Source organism: Novosphingobium sp. fls2-241-R2A-195 (genome assembly GCF_030209485.1).
GTDB lineage: Bacteria > Pseudomonadota > Alphaproteobacteria > Sphingomonadales > Sphingomonadaceae > Novosphingobium > Novosphingobium resinovorum.
This window is the reverse complement of record NZ_JARVRY010000007.1, coordinates 57,539-76,345: the sequence shown is the minus strand read 5'-3', so window position 1 is coordinate 76,345 and position 18,807 is coordinate 57,539. Positions and strand designations below refer to the sequence as shown.

Below are 18,807 nucleotides of genomic sequence, written 5' to 3'. Positions count from 1 at the left end.
CACCGTGCCTACCGTTTCTTCGTAGCGATATATTCGCTGACGTTCTGCGCCAGCACGTCGAGCGGCACGTTGCCACCGTCCACGATCGTCTGGTCGTAGTCGCGCAGATCATAGGCCGAGCCCAGCGCATCCTGCGCGCGCTTTCGCTGCGCCACGATCTGCGAGTGGCCCATCTTGTAGCCGCAGGCCTGTCCCGGCCATGAGCAGTAGCGGTCCACTTCGTTGACCACTTCCTCGCGCTTGTTGCCGTTCTTCTCCATGAAGAAGCGCACCGCCTCCTCGCGCGTCCAGCCCTTGGCGTGAAGGCCGGTGTCCACCACCATGCGACAGGCGCGGAACGCCAGTGACTGCAGGTAGCCCAGCCGTCCGACCGGATCGTCGTCATAGGCGCCGAGTTCGTCGGCCAACTGCTCGCCGTAGAGCGCCCAGCCTTCGGAATAGGCGTTGAACGCGAGGATCGAGCGGATCAGCGGGAGGCGATTGGCATATTCGCCCTGCCAGACGTGGCCGGGGATCGCCTCATGGTGGACGAGGGTGGGCAGGTCGTACTTGCGATGGAGGTCGGTGGTGCGCAAGTTGATCCACATCTTGCCGGGTACGGTGCCGTCCTTGGAGCCCGCGCCGCCATAAGCCGTTGGCGCGCCGGGCTCTTCGGAGAGCGGCAGGCGGCGGACCTCGACATTGCCGGGCACGAGTTCGCGGAAGGCGCGCGGCATCTGCGCGCGTATCCAGTCGACGCGCTTCTGGATGAACGCGAGGATCTCGGCGCGGCCGGGGTCGCCCTCGGCGAACAGGAAACGCTTGTCTTCGCCCAGCGCGGTCATCCGCGCGCCGACGGTGCCGGCGGTATAGCCGAGCGACTTGAGGATCGGGTCCATCCGGGCATGCAACTCGGCGAGTTCCTGCAGGCCGCGCTGGTGGACGTCCTCGGGTGGCACGCGGGTCGTGGTGCTGGCGCGCAGTGCCCAGGCGTAATATTCGGAGCCTTGCGGCCTTTCGCGCATGCCGGGATCTCTCTTCGCGAGCCCGCGCTGGCGCTGGAGTTCGGCAAGCTGGCGCTCCAGCGCAGGTACGACGTCGGCGGCGATGATGCGGCGGGCGTCGGTGGCCCAAGTGCCGCTCATCTTGCCCGTACGCCCGGCGATCGAGGCGGCGAGGCTGCCGCCGTCCTTGCGCGCGTCGGCGATCGTGCTGGTCATCTGCGCGATGGCGCGGTCGAGCAGGAAGTCGGGCGGCACCAGACCTTTGGCGGCGGCATCGATGATCCGGCCGCGCTCGCCTTCGAGCTGGTCGTCCAGTTGCGACAGGCGCGCGATCCACGCATCGGCGTCGGCAGGCGTGTTGACGGGATGGTCGGCATCAAGGAAGCGCGGGGCGTCGAGGTAGGCGCCAACGTTCTGGATGACGACGTAAGGCGTATTGCGCCAACCGCCCACCGCGACGTCGCCATAAGGCAGCGCGAAGCCCTCCAGCGCGGTGGCGAAGGCGCTTTTCACTACGGCGATGCTGGTGCGCGTGGAGTGGTCGAGCCCCTTGGCATCGAACGCCTCGATCTGGGCGAGGCCCTTGCGCAAGGTGGCGGCATAGGCATCGCGCCCGGCCTGCGAGCGGTCCTCCATGCGCGAACGCAAGGCGTTGTGAGCGCCGGTATCGACTCCGAGCCCGGTGGCGCTTTCGGGAACGTGGTCGAGGAGGCTCCAGGCGATCTCGTCAAGCAGCGCGGCGGCACCGGGCCGGGCGGGAGAGGTCGCGAAAGTGCGGGCCGGCAGGGCGACGGCGGCGGTTCCGGCCGCGAGCAGGTGGATCGCGCTACGGCGGGAAATTGAATGGGGGGTGTGGCTCATGCCCGGACGATGGCGAGGCGGTTCGCGGGTGTCAAACCGCTGGATGGGGTGGGGTGTCCTGCTTCCAGAGCACACCGCTCATGCTGAGCTTGTCGAAGCATCGGGCCATGCGCCCAGCCTATGGGCCTTCGACAAGCTCAGGCTGAGCGGGGATGGAGAAGCTGAAGTACGAGACGGTTCGCCTTCGCGCGATCTTGCGCTAGGCAGGGGGATGGACATCGCTCTCTCGCTTCTCGTGCTCACCGTCGTCGCGCTCGTGCTGGGAGCGATCGCGCTGCTGCGGCGCGGCGGCTACCGCAAGCAGGCGGCGCTGATGCTGGTGCTGGCAGGGGTGATGATCGTCAACATCGCCATCTGGACGCTGCCGGGCCGCGATGGCCGGTCGCTGTCGAGCGAGGCGAAAAAGGAACAGGCGCCGGAGTGATGCTCCGACGCCTGTGATGTAATTTGCCTGGCCTGACGGATTACTTGATCGGGCAATCCGGCGCGAGGCGCATGTCGAGGTAGTTGTCGACCGAGCGCATCAGTTCGGGCGTCTCGTGCTCGAAGAAGTGGTTCGCGCGCGGAATTTCGTCGTGGTGGATGGTGATGTGCTTCTGCGTGCGCAGCTTGTCGACCAGCTTCTGCACCGCGTTCGGCGTGACGACCGTATCGCCGGTGCCCTGGATGATGATGCCCGAAGCCGGGCAGGGCGCGAGGAACGAGAAATCGTACATGTTCGCCGGCGGCGCCACCGAGATGAAGCCGCGAATCTCCGGACGGCGCATCAGCAACTGCATGCCGATCAGCGCGCCGAACGAATAGCCCGCGATCCAGGTGGTCGAAGCCTCGGGATGGATCGACTGCACCCAGTCGAGCGCCGCCGCCGCATCGGACAGTTCGCCGATGCCGTTGTCGAAGCTGCCCTGGCTGCGGCCGACGCCGCGGAAGTTGAAGCGCAGCGTTGCGAAACCGCGCGCCACGAAGGTCTTGTACATGTGCTGGGTGATGCGGTCGTTCATCGTGCCGCCCGCCTGCGGGTGCGGGTGGAGGATCATCGCCACCGGCGCGCGCGGGCGCGTTGCGGGCTGGAAACGACCTTCGAGACGACCTTCGGGACCGGGGAAGATGACTGCGGGCATAGGTGTTTGCGGCCTGACTTGTTGAAACTCCCGCGAGTCGCTGTGCAGCGATCCGTCGCGGGAGTGGAAAAGAGGAAGGTTGGCTATATAGAAATATTCGTCCCAAAAACAACTTCGCAAGCAATGTCTCAGGCAATGGCCCTCCCGAACATCTATCTCGACCACGCGGCGACCACGCCGATGATGCCCTGTGCACGCGACGTCTGGCTGGAGGGAGCGGCGATCTGGGCCAATCCGTCGAGCCCTCACGCGGCCGGTCGCGGCGCCCGCGCGGCGCTGGAGGATGCGCGCGCGCGCGTGAAGGCGGCGCTGGGCTGGCAGGGCGAGGTGATCTTCACTTCGGGTGCCAGCGAGGCGCTGGCGCTGGGTCTCGGCCGGGCCAAGGCGGAGCGGCGTCTGGTCTCGGCGGTGGAGCATGATGCGGTATTCCGCGCGGCGCCGGATGCGCAGGTCATTCCCGTCCGCGAGGGCGAGGTGGATCGCGAGGCGCTTGCCGCTGTGCTTGCCGGGGCGGGACGGGCGGTGGTCGCGGTTCAATCGGTCAATTCCGAGACGGGGACGGTGCTGCTGCCCTATGCGGACAATCCATTGGTGCAGCAGGTACGTGAGAGTGGCGACCTGTTCCTTGCCGATTGTTCGCAGTCGGCGGGGAAGTCCGCTTTGCCCGATGCCGACATGGTGGTGCTTTCGGCGCACAAGCTGGGCGGCCCGATCGGCATCGGCGCGCTGCTGGTGCGCGACTTCGCGATGATCGAGCCCAGTGGCGGTCAGGAGCGTGGCTACCGTGCGGGGACCGAGAACCTGCCGGGCGCGCTGGGTTTCGCGGCGGCGCTGGAGGCGGGCGGCATCGAAAGCTGGGCCACCAGCGCGGAGCAGCGCTTCGATTTCAGGAACCGACTGTCCGAACATGGTGAAGTGATCCAGCCCGGCGTGCAATGCTCGCACATCTTCGCCGTTGCCGCGCCTAAGATTTCTGCGACGGCCATGCTGATCAGGATGGATGCCAAGGGTTTCGCGATCTCGGCCGGGAGCGCCTGTTCGTCGGGCACGCTCAAGCAGAGCCGGGTGCTGCAGGGCTTCGGTATCGATCCCGATACGGCCAAACGCACGGTTCGCATCTCGCTGGGCTGGAGCACGACGCCTGACGAACTCGACGCCTTCGCACGGGCCTGGGCCGAGGTGAACGCATGATCTACCTCGATTATCAGGCGACCACGCCGCTCGCCCCCGAAGCGCGCGAGGCGATGCTGCCCTGGCTGGCCGGGCCAGAGTGGGAGCGCGGCGCGGGAGGTTTCGCCAACCCGCATAGCCCTCATCGCCCGGGCCGGGCTGCTGCCGCCGCCGTCGAGGTGGCCCGCGCGCAAGTCGCCGCGCTGATGCCGCCGGGCGGCAGGGTGATCTTCACCTCGGGGGCGACCGAGGCGATCAACCTTGCAATCCTCGGCAGCGGTGCAAGCCGCCTCGCGGTCTCGGCGATCGAGCATGCGGCGGTGCTCGATACCGCGCGCAGCGTCGATGCCGACCTGACCGTGCTGCCGGTCGATAGCGAGGGTCTCGTCGACGGCGAGGTGCCTATGGGAAATGCCGATCTCGTCGCGGTGATGCAGGTCAACAACGAGATCGGAACCGTCCAGCCGGTCGACCGTCTCGCCGAGCGGGCGCAGGCTGCCGGTGCGCTGTTCCTGTGCGACGCGGTGCAGGGCGTTGGCAAGGTCAGGGTGCCGCTGGGTGCCGCTATGGTAGCGTTGAGTGCCCATAAATTCCACGGTCCGAAGGGCATCGGCGCGCTGTGGCTGCGTGATGGGCTCGACCTCAAACCGCTAATCCGCGGCGGCGCGCAGGAGCAGGGACTGCGCTCGGGAACGCTGAGCCCGATGCTCTGCGCAGGCTTCGGCGCCGCCGCCAAGCTGGCGAAAGAACGCATGGAGGAGGACGCGGTTCACGTTGCCGGTTTGTGGGAGCGGGCGAGGGAAATCCTTTCACGCTGGACACTTAACGGATCGGCGACACACCGCTGGCACGGCAATCTCAACGTGCGCCTGCCGGGACTGGACGTCGCGCGGCTGATGTCGGACCTGCGCGACCTCGCCTTTTCGGCAGGATCGGCCTGCGCAAGCGGATCGGGTAGACCGAGCCACGTGCTGCAGGCACTGGGTCTTTCGGATAGGGATGCCAAAAGCTCTATCCGTCTGGGATTCGGGCGATATAGTGAACTAAGGGAAATTGAGGATGCCTGCGCCAGAATAGAAGCCGCTGCGGCGGCGCAGGGAGTATAACTTGGTTGATGTCCTGTTTGTGAATATCGACGGATCGCGGGTCTCGGCGCAGGCCGAGCCGGGATCGCGCCTGCTGGAAGTGGCTCAGAACGCCGGGATGCCGCTCGAGGGAACGTGCGAGGGGCAGATGGCCTGCTCGACCTGCCACGTCATCATTTCGTCCGACTGGTTCGACAAGCTGGTCCCGGCTTCGGACGACGAGGAGGACATGCTCGACCTCGCCGCCGGGGTGACGCGCACCAGCCGGCTCTCCTGCCAGATCCAGCTGACGGATGCGCTGGACGGGATCGCGGTGCGCATCCCCGGCGTCGTCAGGGACATGCAGATCGGCTGACCCTCATCACTCGGCCGAAGAGCGCCCCCGCCAGCGCAGCACCGCCCAGCGAATGGCGAGGCCGACGAGACCCAGCGGAATCGCAACCGCACCCAGCATGATCAGCATGGCTACGATCGTGCCCAGTACCGAGCCGACGCTGCCCAGCGCTCCCCGGATCGGCGCGAGGAAGCCGCCACTAGCGGGCGATCCGGCTTCGTAGGTCAGGTTCACGCGGCTGAAGTTCACGCGGTTTTGCATCTCGGCCAGCCAACTGCGCGCCTGATCGATTTCCTCGTTTACTTGCGCGACGCCGCGCTCGGCCTCGACCAGTTCGGCGACGGTGCCCTTGCGCGTGGCGAGCACTTCCATCAGCCGGTCGCGCAGCACGGTGCGGGCGCGAAGCCGCGCTTCGGTATCGACCATCTGCTTCGACAGGTCCTCGCCCGAGATGCCGCCGGACACCTGCGAGCCACCGGCGCTCCCCGCGACCCGGCCGAGTTCCGCTCCGAAGGCGCGTGCACGTGGTGCGGCGACTGCCAGCGACAGCGAGCCTGAAGCGTAGTTCCCCTCCGCGCTGCCCTGTTTCATGTCGAGGATCTGGCACTGCGTCGGTCCCATTCGCTCGCACATGTCAGCCTGCTTGCGCTGCACCTCGGCGATGCGATCGGCGGGCAGGCGGTAGCCGTACTCATAGATATAGGCGATGCGAGGGGCGTTGGGTGCGCTGACGGAGATTGCTTCGGACTTCTTGCCCTCCGCGCTCTGTCCGGCCTTCGGCGGCTCCTCGCGGATGTCCACGGTGGTCGCCTGCTGTTCGGAAGCAGGCTCGCTGCCGCAGCCGGAAATCGCGGTGGCGAGAAGGATCGGCAGCAGCAGCGAACGGCGCATCTTCATCCTCTTGAAACTCCCGCGATTCGCGTTCGAATCTATCTCAGTCGCAAGTTCTGGAAAACGGCCGAAATCGGCTTTGGCCCCGGGCAGGGCGCTGCTAGTGTCCCGCCACCATGGTGACCACGACAGACGACGAATCCGATCCCTTCGACGCCATCGTCGATGCGCCCTTCGATGCGGCGCTGTCCGAGCGCTATCTCGTCTATGCGCTGTCCACGATCACCGCGCGCTCGCTGCCGGACCTTCGGGACGGCCTGAAGCCGGTCCATCGCCGTCTGCTCTGGGCGATGCGGCAGCTCAAGCTGGACCCTGCCAGCGCCTACAAGAAGTCCGCTCGCGTCGTCGGCGACGTTATCGGTAAGTACCACCCGCATGGCGACGCCTCGGTCTACGACGCGATGGTGCGTCTCGCGCAGGATTTCTCGCTGCGCTATCCGCTGGTGCAGGGCCAGGGCAACTTCGGCAACATCGACGGCGATAATGCGGCGGCCTACCGCTACACCGAAGCGCGCCTGACCAAGACCGCGATCCAGCTCATGGCCGGGCTGGACGAGGGCACTGTCGATTTCATCCCGACCTACAATGGCGAGGAAAGCGAGCCGGACATCTTCCCCGGTATCTTCCCGAACCTGCTGGCGAATGGCGCGACCGGCATCGCGGTGGGCATGGCGACGTCGATCCCCAGCCACAACGTCGCCGAGATCATCGACGCCACGCTGCTGCTGATCGACAATCCCCATGCCGAGCACGCGCAGTTGATGGAGGTCTTCAAAGGCCCTGACTTCGCGACCGGCGGCCTCGTGGTGGACAGCCCCGAGGCGATCAGCCATGCTTACGAGACCGGCAAGGGCGGTTTCCGCGTGCGCGCGCGCTTCTCGACTGGACGCGGTGCCGACGGAGCGTGGGAAGAGACCGGCATCGAGAAGCTGGGCTCGGGCCAGTGGCAACTGGTCGTTACCGAAATTCCCTACATGCTGCCCAAGGGCAAGCTGATCGAGCAGATCGCCGCACTGATCGGCGACCGCAAGCTGCCTATCCTCGAGGACATCCGCGACGAGAGTGACGAGGAAATCCGCCTCGTCCTGGTGCCCAAGAGCCGCAACGTCGATCCGGAATTGCTGAAGGAAAGCCTTTACAAGCTGACCGACCTTGAAAGCCGGTTCAGTCTCAACCTCAACGTGCTCGATTCTCACCGCACACCGGGCGTTCTGGGGCTCAAGCTGCTGCTGTCGGAGTGGGTCTATAGCCAGATCGACATCCTGCTGCGCCGCACCCGGCACCGGCTTGAGAAGATCGCCTCGCGCCTCGAACTGGTGGCGGGCTACATCATCGCCTACCTCAACCTCGACCGGATCATTGAGATCATCCGCACCGAGGACGAGCCCAAGCCGGTGATGATCGCCGAGTTCGAACTGACCGACCGCCAGGCCGAAGCCATCCTCAACATGCGTCTGCGCAGCTTGCGCAAGCTGGAAGAGATGGAACTGCGCAAGGAGCACGAGGAACTGCTGAAGGAGCAGGACGATCTCAACAAGCTGCTCGAAAGCCCGGCCCGCCAGCGCACCCGCATCAAGCGCGACCTCACCAACTTGCGCAAGGACTATGCCGAGGACACCGCGCTTGGCCGTCGCCGCACCACGATCGCACAGGCGACCAAGACCGTCGAGTTCTCCATGGACGCGATGATCGAGAAGGAGCCGGTCACGGTGATCCTTTCCGCGCGTGGCTGGATCAGAGCGGCAAGGGGCCATGTGGCTCTGGATGGCGACTTCAAGTTCAAGGAGGGTGATGGCCCGGCCTTCGCGTTCCATGCGCAGACCACCGACAAGATCCTGATCGCGCTGGACAACGGCCGTTTCTACACGCTCGGCGCTGACAAGCTGCCCGGAGCGCGCGGCTTCGGCGAGCCGATCCGCACCATGGTCGATATCGACGCCGAGGCGCACATCATCGAGGCAATTGTCTACAAGCCCAAGGCGCAACTGCTGCTGGCTTCCAACATCGGACGCGGCTTCGCGGCGGAGATGGACGAACTGCTCGCCGAAACCCGCAAGGGTCGCGCGGTCATGTCTACCAAGCCCGGCGTCACGCTGACGACCGTGCGCGAGATTCCGGCCGAGCACGATCACGTCGCAGTTGTCGGCGACAACCGCAAGTTGGTGATCTTCAGCCTTGAGGAATTGCCGGTCATGGCAAAGGGGCAGGGGGTCACTCTCCAGCGCTACCGCGATGGCGGCATGGCCGATGTAACGACGCTCAAGCTGGAGGATGGGCTCTCTTGGACGATGGGCGGCGAAAGCGGCCGTACGCGCACCGAGAAGGACATGGCGCTCTGGAAGGTCGCGCGCGGTGCGGCCGGGCGCTTGCCGCCGAACGGGTTCCCGCGGGACAACAAGTTCCAAGGGTAGTCGTAGAGCTGGGCATGATTTGAAAACAGGTCGTCATTCCCGCGAAAGCGGGAACCCATCTCCTTACAGTGCCGATTGCGCCGACATCAGATGGGTCCCCGCCTCCGCGGGGATGACGAGGATAAACTCGCTGTCGGAGTTAGTCGCAGCGAGGAGGAGCTCAGGCCTCGGTTTTCTCCGCTTGCGGATGATGCGGCACCAGGATCAGCGTCCTGCCCTCCACCCGCCAACTGGCGAGCCGCGACAGCAGGTTCATGCCGATGACATTGGCGTCGCCGAGCCCCGGCGCGACCACTGCATCGATCTCGCGCGCGACGACATTGCCCATCCGCAATTCGTCGATCACCGCCAGTTGCGCCTCCACCGTGCCATTGGCCGTGCGCATCAGCACCGAGCGATTGAGCGGATTGGCCTTGAGCCCTGCTTCCTGCGCCGTCGCGGGGGATATCGCGGTCAGTGTGGCGCCGGTATCGACGAGGAAATCGCGCTTCACACCGTTGACCGTGGCGCTGATCCAGAAGTGGCCGTCGGGCTGCATCGGCACGCGCGTCTCCCCGCCCGCGACGTTCTGGCGCTCGATGCCGAGTTGGGGCAGCGCGAAGTCTGCACCCGTGGTCAGGCGTGTCACCTGAGCGATCGTCAGCAGCATCGCGGCCAGCAGGCCGAGATTGCCCACCCCGCGCAGCAAGCCGCCCAGCAACGGAAGCGCGCGTCGCAGCATTCCCCCGACCACGCTTGCGACGATGCCTGCAAAGGCGAGCGCCAGCAACGGCTGTCCGGCAAGGAATTTCAGGATTTCGGCAATGTCCATTACGGCAGCTCTATCACACGGCGGCTTTCGCGACGCTGACTGTCACTTGGGTTTTGGCGTCAGGATGAGCCGCCGACCCTCAACCCGCCACGCGGCCAGCTGCGACAGCAGATTCATGCCGATGACGTTGGTGTCGACTTCGGTGTCGGGGCCGATGGCAACCGTCAGGGCGTTCGCTTCGATGCCGCCGAAACGCAGGACGTCGGCCGTACCCCGCCGCGCGACGATCGAGCCGTTGGCGGTTTCGAGTATCATGCCACGATCCTCGGGATCGGGCTGGATACCGACCCGATCGGCCACGCGCTGCGAGATGCCGGTGTAAGTCGCGCCGGTGTCGATCAGGAATTCGACCGGCTCGCCGTTCAGTTGCGCCTCGACCCAGAAATGCCCGTCCGCGCGCATGGCGATGACGGTTTCTTTGCCCACGATCTCGGCCGGGCGGGTGGCGTCCAGCCAGAGCGCCGCCTCCGACCGCCCGTTGTGTCCGGCCAGTTCGGCCACGGTCAGCAGCAGGGCGGCGATCAGGCCGAGATAAGCGCAGTTGCGCATCACGTGCCCGAGGCGGGGATTACCCGCAGCGACCATCCCGGCTGCCACTGCCAGCAGGATCGCCGCGATCGTCAACGAAAGCAGCGGCTGCCCGATCAGGAAGCTAACGAGATCAGGAAGGTTCACGCTCGCGGTTCCGCCAGGACTTGGTCGAGCAGCGCATCGACGCGCTCACCCTCGGGGAAGCCCTCGGCGATCCAGCGATCCTCGACCCGGCGCAGGATGCGCGCCACGTCAGGCCCCGCGCCTACCCCGCGCGCGACGATCTGGCCGCCCTTGAGCGGCATCGTCGGCACGTCCCAACCCGTGAGCGGGGATACGTCCGCCCCGGCGATCAGCAATCGATCGAGCGCTGCCTCGCGGCCCAGGCGGTAGGCGAGAGCACGCGGTTCAGAAGGTGATGCTTCGCGCGCGGCGGCAAGCGAAAGGCGCTTCTTCTGCGCTGCGGAGAGGCGAAAGCGCGCGGCGACATGTTCGGCCAATGCCGGTTGCGCGGGCAGTAGCGCCGCCAGCCGACGGATCGCCTCGGGTGCGTTGCCTTGCGCCCGCTCGACCGCGACAAGCGCGGCAAGGGCTTCAGGATCGGCTTCGGGCAGGATGACCTGAAGCACGCCGAGTTCGTACATCCGCTGCACGGTCGGCGCCGGGTCGGGGAGGCCGAGCAGGTTCATCGTCTCCATGCCGACCCGCTCGCGCGAGAGGCCCTTGAGCGTCGCGGCCAGTTCCGAACAGGCGGCTTCCGCCTCGGCATCGGCGGGCGTGGAGCCGAAGCGAGCCTGAAAGCGGAAATAGCGCAAGATGCGTAAGTGATCCTCGCGGATGCGCTCGCGCGCGTCGCCGATGAAGCGGACGCGGCGGATCGATAGGTCGGTGAGGCCGTCGAACCAGTCGTGGACCTCGCCGCTGCGCGGATCGGCGTAGAGCGCATTGATCGTGAAGTCGCGCCGTGCCGCATCCTCGCGCCAGTCCTGCGCGAAGGCGACCGTCGCGCGGCGTCCGTCGGTGGAGACGTCGTGGCGCAAGGTGGTGATCTCCACCGGGCCGAGGGGAAGAACGGCAGTGACGGTGCCGTGCTCGATACCGGTGGGGACGTTGCGGATGCCGGCGGTATTCAGCCGCTCGATCACCGCTTCGGGCAAGAGCACCGTCGCCATGTCGACGTCCTTGACCGACAGACCCAGCAATGTATCGCGCACGGCTCCGCCGACATAGCGGGCATTGCCTTCTCCCAGCACGGCGACGAGCCCGGCGAGGTCTTCGCGGTGCATCCAGGGCGCATTTAGAATCTCAGGCATTCGATTGTCTTTCGAGCCAGTTCAGGCGACCGGCAAGGTTGTGGAGGATCGCGCCGGTGACGCCCCAGATGACGTGGTCCTGGCGGCAGTCGTTCCAGACGATCTCGATGAAGCTGTGGCGTCGGCCTTCAAACTCGATGTTGCGGGTAGCCTGGTTGGCGGGGTCGAGCACGAAGTCGACTGGCACTTCGAACCACTGTGCCACTTCGGCGGGATTGGGCCGGATTTCGAGGTCTGGCGGAACGATGCCGACGACGGGCGTGATCTCGTACCCGCTGCCGGTGCGGTAGACGTCGCTGGTGCCGATGACGCGCACGTCGCCCATGCGGATGCCGAGTTCCTCGTTCGCTTCGCGCAGGGCTGCTTCGACCGCGTCCTCGCCTGGGTCGAGGCGGCCGCCGGGAAAGGCGATCTGGCCGGGGTGTGCGCGCATGGTGGACGGACGGTGCAGCAATAGCATGCCGGGGCGCTCGCGCTCGGTGATGGCGACGAGCACGGCTGCAGGCTTGAAGCTGGCAATGTCGTGGATGCGCGGATCGCTCCACAGACGCGGCGGCGTGGCGGCGTGACCCGCCTTCAGGCGGCGCGAAACCTGGTCGAAGAGTGAGCTCATGCGGGAACCAGCGAGAAGCGGGCGCCCTGGCTGGTCACGGAAAGATCGTCGCTTTCCAGGGCGATCTCGATCAGTTGCGCGTAAGTGCTGCGGTTGAGGCGGGCGCGGGTGCCGTGACGGACGGCGACGTAGATAGCCGGCGTCTCGGCATTGCCTTCGACGGTGACCGGATGCTCGGGCCCGGCCATGACCAGATCGTCGGTATTGAGCCGGAAGACGAGAGTGTCGGCATCACGCTTGACGTCGACGGCGATGAATGCTGCATCCTCGACCGCGATCGAGAGTTTCTGGGCGGGCGTGACCAGCCAGTGCCGCCCTTCTTCATCGGAAGTCAGCAGCGAAGCGAAGGCGCGCACCATGGCCGGGCGGCGGATCTCGCCATCCTGATGGAACCAGCGCCCATCGGCGGCGATGCGCATCTCGCTGTCGCCGGTTTCGGCGCCAGTCTCGGCAATCGACCACTGATCGACCGGTGGAAGTTTGCGCGCGGCGACAAGCCCGGCCACTTGGTCGAGGCTCAGCGCAGCAAGTTCGGGGGGCGGTTCGTAAGGCATCGTCTCGCGATGCCAGATAGGGTCTCGCGCGCCAAGGTCCAGTGTGGTTAGCGGTGCGGCAAGCGGTGCTTCAGCGCAGCCACGGCCCCAGCATGCCGCGCTCCGGAAGTACCGCGATGTTGGCGCAACGTAACAGCAGACGGCGGCGCTCGAACGGGCCGGGCAGATCCCAGCCCTCGGTGCCCTCGTTGGAAAAGCCCCAGAAGCGGCCGTAATACTCGGGATCGCCGATCATGACCTGTGGCAGCGGCGCGCGGTCGTCGATGCTGGCCATGCTGGTCGACATCAACGCCTGCCCATAGCCCATGCCCTGATGACCGGGCATTACGGCGACCGGACCGACCATGATCATAGGGAAAGGGCGACCCTCCGGCGTATTGAGCGCGACCGGCCAACACTGGATCGTCCCGACCAGCATCTCATTGGCATCGAGTGCGGCGAAACTGAGAGCAGGCAGCCAGTCCGTACCTTCGCGGATCTTGTAGGCGGTGCGCTTGTGGCGCGCTGGCTCGAAGGCCGCATCAAGCAGGTCCTCGACGAGTACGGGATCGACGTTGTCGAGGGGAATGATCGTGGCGGCTTCGGACTGGATCTCTGTCATGGCGCGCGCGCGATAGGAGTGGCGCGCCGATTTGTCGATTCAATTTGCATTTCCGGACGCGGGAGTGAGGCGAAGCAGGTGGCCGCTTTCCGGCCCTTCGCCGTCCTCCAGGAGCCAGATCGCGTCGTCCGGTCCCTGCCGCACTTCGCGAATGCGGTTGTCCATGGGGTAGCGGGCCTCCTCGGTGGCGTTGTCGCCGTTGATTGATACGCGGACCACGCCCGCTGCAAGGCCAGCGATGATCGCCTGATCCTTCCACGCGGGGAAAAGATCGCCGCTGTAGAAGATGAAGTCGCCCGGCGCGATGACGGGGTTCCAACTGATGGCCGGCTTCGCGAGATCGGGACGGGTGGAATGGCGCGGGATCGGGCGGCCGTCATAATGGTCGCCATCCGAAACCAGCGGCCAGCCGTAATTGGCGCCCGGCTTGACGAGGTTCAGTTCGTCACCGCCTGCCGGGCCATGTTCGAGATCCCAGAGCTGACCTTTCGCGTCGAAAGCGAGGCCCAGGATGTTGCGATGACCGTAGGACCAGATCTGGTTGGTCGGCGCAGGCTTGTCCGCCCAGGGATTGCCGGGGGCAGGGGTGCCGTCCGGCAGCAGTCGTACGACCTTGCCGAGATTGGTGCCGAGATCCTGCGCAGGCGTGAATTTCTGCCGCTCACCCGAGGCGACGAAAAGGTACTTGCCGTCGGGCGAGAAGCGCAATCGGTGCGAATAATGCCCGGTTCCGGGCACCTTGGGCGTCTGGCGCCAGATCACCGCGAGGTTTTCCAGCGCGCACTGCGTAGGTGTGCTGCAGACGAGGTTCGCCTTGCCAACCGCCGCGCCGCGCGTGTCGCCCGATCCGGACTCTGCCCAGCTGAGATAGACCACGCGTCGGTCGAGCGCGGTTCCCGCCTGGCCCGGAGCGAAGATGAAGTCGCCGAGGCCGCCTTGGCCGCCGTAGTCGACCTTGGGCATGCCGCTGACCTCGCCGATCCGGCCGTCCGGCGTGCGGATGCGGATCGTGCCTTTCTTCTCGGTGACGACGAGCGTTCCGCTGCCTTCGTCGAAAGCCATCGCCCAGGGTTCGTCGAACTGAGCGATGGTTTCGATCCTGAACGGCGCCGCTGCCTCGGCCTCCGGCGCATTTTCCCCGGTGGCGGCATTGCTGCAGCTTGCGAGTGTCAGCGCCAGCGGCGATAGGGCGAAAAGGAGACGTCTTGCGAACATGCCGAGCCCAATGCTTGCACCTTTCACGAGTTCCCCGAGCGTGCCTTCGGCAACGAAACGTTACGTGATAGGTGTCGACGAGGCCGGTCGCGGCCCGCTTGCAGGGCCGGTTGTCGCAGGCGCGGTCGTGCTGTGCAAGCCGCGTCCCTCCGGTCTGGACGATTCCAAGAAGCTTTCCGCGATGCGTCGCTCCGAACTGGAGGCAACCATCAAGCGCCGGTGCCGCTGGGCGGTCGGTGTGGTCGATGTGGAGGATATCGATCGCCTCAACATCTTCGGCGCGACGATGCTGGCGATGACGCGCGCGGTGGCGGCGCTATGTGCTACGCTCGGCGAGGAGCCGCACGAGGTGCTGGTGGACGGCAACATGACGCCGCATGGTCGCCGCGAGGAATGGCGCTGGAATGCCCGCGCGATCGTCGGCGGGGATGCGATCGAGCCTTGTATCTCGGCGGCATCGATCATCGCCAAGGAGCACCGGGACCGCCTGATGCGCGATCTTGCGCTGGTGCATCCGCATTACGGGTGGGAGCGCAATGCCGGTTACGGCACGCCGCAGCATCTTGCTGCACTGCGAGAGCATGGGCCCACCCCGCATCACCGGCGCAGCTTCGCGCCAGTGGCTCAACTCACGCTGCTTTAGGCTGCGAGCGCGAGGTCTTCGGACTTCGGTGCCTCGATCCTGGCTTCCGGAACGGCAGCGTCCTGCGCGGGCTTCTCGGCCAGACCAGCGACGTAGCGCTCGGCAAGGAGCACGTCGCGGCGATACGAGAAGTAGAGTGAGATAAGCGAAAACATCTGACGACCTTTATGGATATGTGCTTGCTGCGCTGCAGCATCGAGGGTCATTTGGGCTTCACGGCCGATTGCTGCAAATGCAACGTATCGGATGGGTGTTGCATAAAACTGCATTATCAATTCCGGGGTGTGACAAAAAGTTATCCACGAGTCGCGTCAGTCACACCCACTACATCTTGAGTCATGGCGATTCGGGGCGACTCAAGATGTAGTGCTGGATTCGTTTTGTTCCGCTTGGCTGAACACGTGAATCACAAGGATTCACCACGAGTCGCGGCTTGACGGCGAGTCTCGGATGAATCACTTAGGGGGTCATATCCACAGTTTATCTCATCGGAGCAGTCATGGGTCAGATCTTGGTCAAGGAACGCATTCGGGCACGGGCGCCTGCGCCCACCCCGAAGGAGCTGCTTCCGCTCGGCCGCATCCTGACCGGGGACTGCATCGAGGCGATGCGTACCATTCCCGACGCTTCGGTGGACATGGTCTTCGCCGATCCGCCGTACAACCTGCAGCTCGGCGGCGACCTCGCACGCCCGGACGGCAGCCACGTCGACGCGGTGACGAACGACTGGGACAAGTTTTCCAGCTTCGCGACCTATGACCAGTTCACCCGCGACTGGCTGACCGAGGCGCGCCGCGTGCTCAAGCCCGAGGGTTCGTTGTGGGTGATCGGGTCGTATCACAACATCTTCCGCCTCGGTGCGATCATGCAGGACATGGGGTTCTGGATCCTCAACGACATCGTGTGGCGCAAGGCGAACCCGATGCCCAACTTCAAGGGCACCCGCTTCACCAATGCGCACGAGACGCTGATCTGGGCGAGCATGGGCGAGAAGTCGAAGTACACCTTCAACTACCGCGCGATGAAGACGCTCAATGACGAACTGCAGATGCGCTCCGACTGGGTGCTGCCGATCTGCAACGGCGCCGAGCGTCTGAAGAAGGGCGGCCGCAAGGTCCATCCGACCCAGAAGCCGGAAGCGCTGCTCTACCGTGTGATGCTGGCGACGACCAACAAGGGCGACGTCGTGCTCGACCCTTTCTTCGGCACCGGCACCACGGGCGCCGTCGCCAAGCGCCTCGGCCGCGAGTGGATCGGCTGCGAGCGCGAGAGCGACTACCGCGAAGCCGCGCTGGAGCGCATCGAGATGGCGCTGCCGCTCGACGAGAGCGCGCTCAAGACCATGCAATCCAAACGCACCGCGCCCAAGGTGGCGTTCGGCACGCTGATCGAGACCGGCTGGATACAGCCGGGCACGGAGCTGTTCGACAAGAAGCGTCGCCACGTTGCATCGGTGCGTGCGGACGGCTCGCTGGTGTCGGGCGACCTCAACGGTTCGATCCACGGTGTCGGCAAGGACCTGCAGGGCGCGCCCTCGTGCAACGGCTGGACGTATTGGCACCTGGAGCACGAAGGCCAGATCAAGCCGATCGACGCGATCCGCCAGCTGTACCTGCTCGCGACGGAGCCGTGAGGTGGTGCAGCGCCTGGGTTGATGCCATCTACCCAGTATGACCGAGAACGTCGAAAATCTGCTACTCGAGCCGCTGAAGAAAATTCAGGCCGAACAATCGGTCGCGCGTGAGCGCGACCGGGAGATCATGACACGTCTCGGTTCGCTGGGATCGATGATTGCGCGTATCGGCGGTGATAGCGCTCATGGCTTATGAGGGGCAGATCGAGGACCGGCACGCACTCGACGCCTTGAAAGCGCGTGTCGAGCGTTTGGAACGGCGCCTCGAACTCGGGAACTGAGTTGGTTCCTTATCGTCGTGACCCGCGCTAAGGCGCGGTCATGACCCGCAAGCTCTATATCCGCCCGATCGCCCTCGCCGACAGCCCGCAGAGCGAGGAGGGCGAGGCCGTTCGTCTGGGCGGAGCGATGGTCTGGGCCAGCCGCTTCGCGCTGATCGTGCGGGAAGAAGACGGCAAGGTGGTCTCGCGTGAGCGCGTCTCCGCCGCGCAGATGCCCACCGTGCTGGCGGCGCTCCCCGCCGATCTCGGCGCCATGGCCGAGACGCAGTGGGCCGGTCTGCGCAAGGTCCATGCGCCGATCCAGTGCGGCGCGCGGACGATCCGGTTCGAGCAGCCGCAAGTCATGGGCATCCTCAACATGACGCCCGACAGCTTTTCCGACGGCGGCAAGTTCCTCGACGATCTCGAAATCGCTGCAGCCCACGCTGCGGCTATGCTGGAGGCGGGCGCAGCGATCATCGACCTCGGCGGCGAGTCCACCCGCCCCGGCGCGGCGGCGGTGTGGGAGGGTGACGAACTCAAGCGCGTCGTGCCGATGGTCGAGCGGCTTGCCGCGATGGGCGCGGCGATCAGCGTCGATACCCGCCGCCCCGCCGTGATGGAAGCGACGCTGGCGGCGGGCGCCCACATCATCAACGACGTTTCGGCGCTGCGCTACGATCCGCGCAGCCTGGAACTGGCGGCTGGGTCCGGCGCGCCGGTTGTGCTGATGCATGCACCGGGCAAGGCCGACGACCTGCACTCGAGCGCCGATTTCGACGACGTGGTGCTCGACGTTTTCGACTGGCTTGAGGCGCGGCGCGATGCCTGCCTTGCCGCGGGTATCGCGCGCGAGCGGATTATCCTCGACCCCGGCTTCGGATTCGGGCTCTCGCTGGCGCAGAACCTGGCGTTGTTCAATGCGCTGCCGCTGTTCCACGCGCTCGGCCAGCCGTTGCTGGTGGGGGTGAGCCGCAAGCGCATGATCGGAGCGCTATCCAACGAGGCTCCGGCGCATCAGCGGCTTGGCGGCTCGGTGGCGCTGGCGGTGAAGGCGATGGATGCCGGCGCGCATTTCCTGCGTGTCCACGACGTGTCCGACACGGTGCAGGCGGTGCGCGTTTGGCGGGGCCTGCGAGACGCGGCGCTGACGGACTTCTCGCAGTTGCCAATCTGAGCCCGCAATTTCTGCAGGTCGGATGAACCTCAGATTTCCGCCAGATTAACAGCGTCCGAAAGTTATGTGACCGGGGCATCACAACGGGCTGCTGCACTGCAAAACGTCGCGCCGCAGGCCCATTTCGTCCCTTCTCCGGAGGCCAATCGCGCTTCGGCCCGTTTGTCCCATCGAGCGTGAGGCAATTCCGCCTCGCGCATGGAAAGCGACAAAGGGGATTCACCCATGAAGCAGACCACCATCATTCGCGCCGCTGCCGTGGCGCTCGCCATCGTTCCTGTTTCTGCCATGGCTGTTGTGCCTGCAATGTACGAGGAGCGCGTCGCCCGCGTCGAGGAGAACCGGATCATCCAGTCTCCCATCGGCGGTATCGAGGGCAAGCACTGGTTCAACTACCGCGCCAACGTGAACGAGACCCAGAAGGAACTCGCCACCGATTTGCGTAAAGCCAGCGACATCGAGGACCAGCGCGACGCCTGGGAGGAGTATGGCAGCGAACTGCGCCATGAACGCGGCACCTATGCCAAGGCAATGGCGAAGCGCGGCTATCGCATCCCGTCGGTCATGATCGAGGGCCTCTGAGTTCTTCCGACAATTCCC

At 65.6% G+C, this 18,807-nt stretch carries 21 protein-coding genes; 10 read left to right on the top strand and 11 right to left on the bottom strand.

Annotated elements, in window-relative coordinates:
• Nucleotides 1–8 precede the first annotated feature (8 nt).
• A complete protein-coding gene (locus QRN25_RS07795) occupies nt 9–1,844 on the bottom strand; it encodes a DUF885 domain-containing protein (protein ID WP_285018453.1) in 1,836 nt (611 codons plus the stop codon).
• Nucleotides 1,845–2,055: 211 nt separating this feature from the next.
• Here QRN25_RS07795 and QRN25_RS07790 point away from each other — a divergent pair, with 211 nt between their 5' ends.
• Entirely contained in the window at nt 2,056–2,268 is a 213-nt protein-coding gene (locus tag QRN25_RS07790) for a hypothetical protein (RefSeq protein ID WP_271183417.1), read from the top strand.
• 40 nt (nt 2,269–2,308) lie between these two features.
• Here QRN25_RS07790 and QRN25_RS07785 read toward each other — a convergent pair whose 3' ends face one another.
• Nucleotides 2,309–2,965 (bottom strand): alpha/beta hydrolase, encoded by a 657-nt coding sequence (locus QRN25_RS07785; protein WP_008829460.1) that lies wholly within the window; start codon nt 2,963–2,965, stop codon nt 2,309–2,311.
• 135 nt (nt 2,966–3,100) lie between these two features.
• On the opposite strand from QRN25_RS07785, the gene QRN25_RS07780 reads away from it, so the two are divergent.
• The 3 genes from QRN25_RS07780 to QRN25_RS07770 are packed head-to-tail and all read left to right on the top strand — an operon-like array spanning nt 3,101 to nt 5,575.
• Complete coding sequence (locus QRN25_RS07780) at nt 3,101–4,156, top strand: cysteine desulfurase family protein (protein WP_285018451.1); 1,056 nt, start codon at nt 3,101–3,103, stop codon at nt 4,154–4,156.
• Entirely contained in the window at nt 4,153–5,241 is a 1,089-nt protein-coding gene (locus QRN25_RS07775; protein WP_285018449.1) for a cysteine desulfurase family protein, read from the top strand. The genes QRN25_RS07780 and QRN25_RS07775 overlap by 4 nt, the downstream gene beginning before the upstream one ends.
• A gap of 1 nt (nt 5,242) precedes the next feature.
• Nucleotides 5,243–5,575: a 2Fe-2S iron-sulfur cluster-binding protein gene (locus QRN25_RS07770; RefSeq protein WP_285018447.1), complete on the top strand. Its 333-nt coding sequence runs from the start codon at nt 5,243–5,245 to the stop codon at nt 5,573–5,575.
• 6 nt (nt 5,576–5,581) lie between these two features.
• Here QRN25_RS07770 and QRN25_RS07765 read toward each other — a convergent pair whose 3' ends face one another.
• Nucleotides 5,582–6,451, bottom strand: a complete 870-nt coding sequence (locus QRN25_RS07765) for a DUF4349 domain-containing protein (RefSeq protein ID WP_285018445.1) — start codon at nt 6,449–6,451, stop codon at nt 5,582–5,584.
• Nucleotides 6,452–6,561: 110 nt separating this feature from the next.
• Here QRN25_RS07765 and parC point away from each other — a divergent pair, with 110 nt between their 5' ends.
• The gene (parC, locus tag QRN25_RS07760) at nt 6,562–8,856 is read left to right on the top strand and encodes a DNA topoisomerase IV subunit A (RefSeq protein WP_271183413.1); all 2,295 of its coding nucleotides are present in this window, start codon (nt 6,562–6,564) and stop codon (nt 8,854–8,856) included.
• Between the two features lie 160 nt (nt 8,857–9,016).
• Here the strand turns inward: parC and QRN25_RS07755 are convergent, their stop codons facing one another.
• From QRN25_RS07755 to QRN25_RS07725, 7 genes are all read right to left on the bottom strand, one after another.
• Complete coding sequence (locus QRN25_RS07755; RefSeq protein WP_271183412.1) at nt 9,017–9,667, bottom strand: retropepsin-like aspartic protease family protein; 651 nt, start codon at nt 9,665–9,667, stop codon at nt 9,017–9,019.
• A gap of 42 nt (nt 9,668–9,709) precedes the next feature.
• Entirely contained in the window at nt 9,710–10,342 is a 633-nt protein-coding gene (locus tag QRN25_RS07750) for a retropepsin-like aspartic protease family protein (RefSeq protein ID WP_271183411.1), read from the bottom strand.
• On the bottom strand, nt 10,339–11,511 hold the full coding sequence (locus QRN25_RS07745; RefSeq protein ID WP_285018441.1) for a CCA tRNA nucleotidyltransferase: 1,173 nt from the start codon (nt 11,509–11,511) through the stop codon (nt 10,339–10,341). The genes QRN25_RS07750 and QRN25_RS07745 overlap by 4 nt, the downstream gene beginning before the upstream one ends.
• Nucleotides 11,504–12,124, bottom strand: coding sequence for a CoA pyrophosphatase (locus QRN25_RS07740; protein ID WP_271183409.1), 621 nt, complete (start codon nt 12,122–12,124; stop codon nt 11,504–11,506). The genes QRN25_RS07745 and QRN25_RS07740 overlap by 8 nt, the downstream gene beginning before the upstream one ends.
• On the bottom strand, nt 12,121–12,678 hold the full coding sequence (locus tag QRN25_RS07735; protein WP_271183408.1) for a DUF1285 domain-containing protein: 558 nt from the start codon (nt 12,676–12,678) through the stop codon (nt 12,121–12,123). Before QRN25_RS07735 ends, QRN25_RS07740 begins: the two co-directional genes overlap by 4 nt.
• 70 nt (nt 12,679–12,748) lie before the next feature.
• Nucleotides 12,749–13,279, bottom strand: a complete 531-nt coding sequence (locus tag QRN25_RS07730) for a GNAT family N-acetyltransferase (RefSeq protein ID WP_285018438.1) — start codon at nt 13,277–13,279, stop codon at nt 12,749–12,751.
• 39 nt (nt 13,280–13,318) lie between these two features.
• Nucleotides 13,319–14,494 (bottom strand): PQQ-dependent sugar dehydrogenase, encoded by a 1,176-nt coding sequence (locus QRN25_RS07725; protein WP_285018435.1) that lies wholly within the window; start codon nt 14,492–14,494, stop codon nt 13,319–13,321.
• A gap of 10 nt (nt 14,495–14,504) precedes the next feature.
• Here QRN25_RS07725 and rnhB point away from each other — a divergent pair, with 10 nt between their 5' ends.
• Nucleotides 14,505–15,137 (top strand): ribonuclease HII, encoded by a 633-nt coding sequence (gene rnhB, locus QRN25_RS07720; RefSeq protein WP_285018431.1) that lies wholly within the window; start codon nt 14,505–14,507, stop codon nt 15,135–15,137.
• On the opposite strand, the gene QRN25_RS07715 is transcribed toward rnhB, so the two are convergent.
• Nucleotides 15,134–15,292, bottom strand: coding sequence for a hypothetical protein (locus QRN25_RS07715; RefSeq protein WP_155986203.1), 159 nt, complete (start codon nt 15,290–15,292; stop codon nt 15,134–15,136). The two genes, rnhB and QRN25_RS07715, sit on opposite strands and share 4 nt — an antisense overlap.
• A gap of 344 nt (nt 15,293–15,636) precedes the next feature.
• On the opposite strand from QRN25_RS07715, the gene QRN25_RS07710 reads away from it, so the two are divergent.
• The 4 genes from QRN25_RS07710 to QRN25_RS07695 all read left to right on the top strand — a co-directional run bounded on the left by QRN25_RS07710 (nt 15,637) and on the right by QRN25_RS07695 (nt 18,789).
• A complete protein-coding gene (locus tag QRN25_RS07710) occupies nt 15,637–16,770 on the top strand; it encodes a site-specific DNA-methyltransferase (RefSeq protein WP_285018429.1) in 1,134 nt (377 codons plus the stop codon).
• Between the two features lie 37 nt (nt 16,771–16,807).
• The gene (locus tag QRN25_RS07705) at nt 16,808–16,966 is read left to right on the top strand and encodes a hypothetical protein (RefSeq protein ID WP_285018427.1); all 159 of its coding nucleotides are present in this window, start codon (nt 16,808–16,810) and stop codon (nt 16,964–16,966) included.
• Between the two features lie 125 nt (nt 16,967–17,091).
• On the top strand, nt 17,092–18,207 hold the full coding sequence (folP, locus tag QRN25_RS07700; RefSeq protein WP_285018425.1) for a dihydropteroate synthase: 1,116 nt from the start codon (nt 17,092–17,094) through the stop codon (nt 18,205–18,207).
• A 225-nt stretch (nt 18,208–18,432) separates the two neighbouring features.
• The gene (locus QRN25_RS07695) at nt 18,433–18,789 is read left to right on the top strand and encodes a hypothetical protein (RefSeq protein WP_285018423.1); all 357 of its coding nucleotides are present in this window, start codon (nt 18,433–18,435) and stop codon (nt 18,787–18,789) included.
• Nucleotides 18,790–18,807 lie beyond the last annotated feature (18 nt).

Bases quoted from the DNA above. Each gene is read 5' to 3' on its own strand.
- QRN25_RS07785 (WP_008829460.1), bottom strand. From the start codon at position 2,965: ATGCCCGCAGTCATCTTCCCCGGTCCCGAAGGTCGTCTCGAAGGTCGT.
- QRN25_RS07780 (WP_285018451.1), top strand. From the start codon at position 3,101: ATGGCCCTCCCGAACATCTATCTCGACCACGCGGCGACCACGCCGATG.
- QRN25_RS07790 (WP_271183417.1), top strand. From the start codon at position 2,056: ATGGACATCGCTCTCTCGCTTCTCGTGCTCACCGTCGTCGCGCTCGTG.
- QRN25_RS07775 (WP_285018449.1), top strand. From the start codon at position 4,153: ATGATCTACCTCGATTATCAGGCGACCACGCCGCTCGCCCCCGAAGCG.
- QRN25_RS07715 (WP_155986203.1), bottom strand. From the start codon at position 15,292: ATGTTTTCGCTTATCTCACTCTACTTCTCGTATCGCCGCGACGTGCTC.
- QRN25_RS07765 (WP_285018445.1), bottom strand. From the start codon at position 6,451: ATGAAGATGCGCCGTTCGCTGCTGCTGCCGATCCTTCTCGCCACCGCG.
- folP (WP_285018425.1), top strand. From the start codon at position 17,092: ATGACCCGCAAGCTCTATATCCGCCCGATCGCCCTCGCCGACAGCCCG.
- QRN25_RS07725 (WP_285018435.1), bottom strand. From the start codon at position 14,494: ATGTTCGCAAGACGTCTCCTTTTCGCCCTATCGCCGCTGGCGCTGACA.
- rnhB (WP_285018431.1), top strand. From the start codon at position 14,505: ATGCTTGCACCTTTCACGAGTTCCCCGAGCGTGCCTTCGGCAACGAAA.
- QRN25_RS07695 (WP_285018423.1), top strand. From the start codon at position 18,433: ATGAAGCAGACCACCATCATTCGCGCCGCTGCCGTGGCGCTCGCCATC.
- QRN25_RS07710 (WP_285018429.1), top strand. From the start codon at position 15,637: ATGGGTCAGATCTTGGTCAAGGAACGCATTCGGGCACGGGCGCCTGCG.
- QRN25_RS07795 (WP_285018453.1), bottom strand. From the start codon at position 1,844: ATGAGCCACACCCCCCATTCAATTTCCCGCCGTAGCGCGATCCACCTG.
- QRN25_RS07735 (WP_271183408.1), bottom strand. From the start codon at position 12,678: ATGCCTTACGAACCGCCCCCCGAACTTGCTGCGCTGAGCCTCGACCAA.
- QRN25_RS07705 (WP_285018427.1), top strand. From the start codon at position 16,808: ATGACCGAGAACGTCGAAAATCTGCTACTCGAGCCGCTGAAGAAAATT.
- QRN25_RS07745 (WP_285018441.1), bottom strand. From the start codon at position 11,511: ATGCCTGAGATTCTAAATGCGCCCTGGATGCACCGCGAAGACCTCGCC.
- QRN25_RS07740 (WP_271183409.1), bottom strand. From the start codon at position 12,124: ATGAGCTCACTCTTCGACCAGGTTTCGCGCCGCCTGAAGGCGGGTCAC.
- parC (WP_271183413.1), top strand. From the start codon at position 6,562: ATGGTGACCACGACAGACGACGAATCCGATCCCTTCGACGCCATCGTC.
- QRN25_RS07755 (WP_271183412.1), bottom strand. From the start codon at position 9,667: ATGGACATTGCCGAAATCCTGAAATTCCTTGCCGGACAGCCGTTGCTG.
- QRN25_RS07730 (WP_285018438.1), bottom strand. From the start codon at position 13,279: ATGACAGAGATCCAGTCCGAAGCCGCCACGATCATTCCCCTCGACAAC.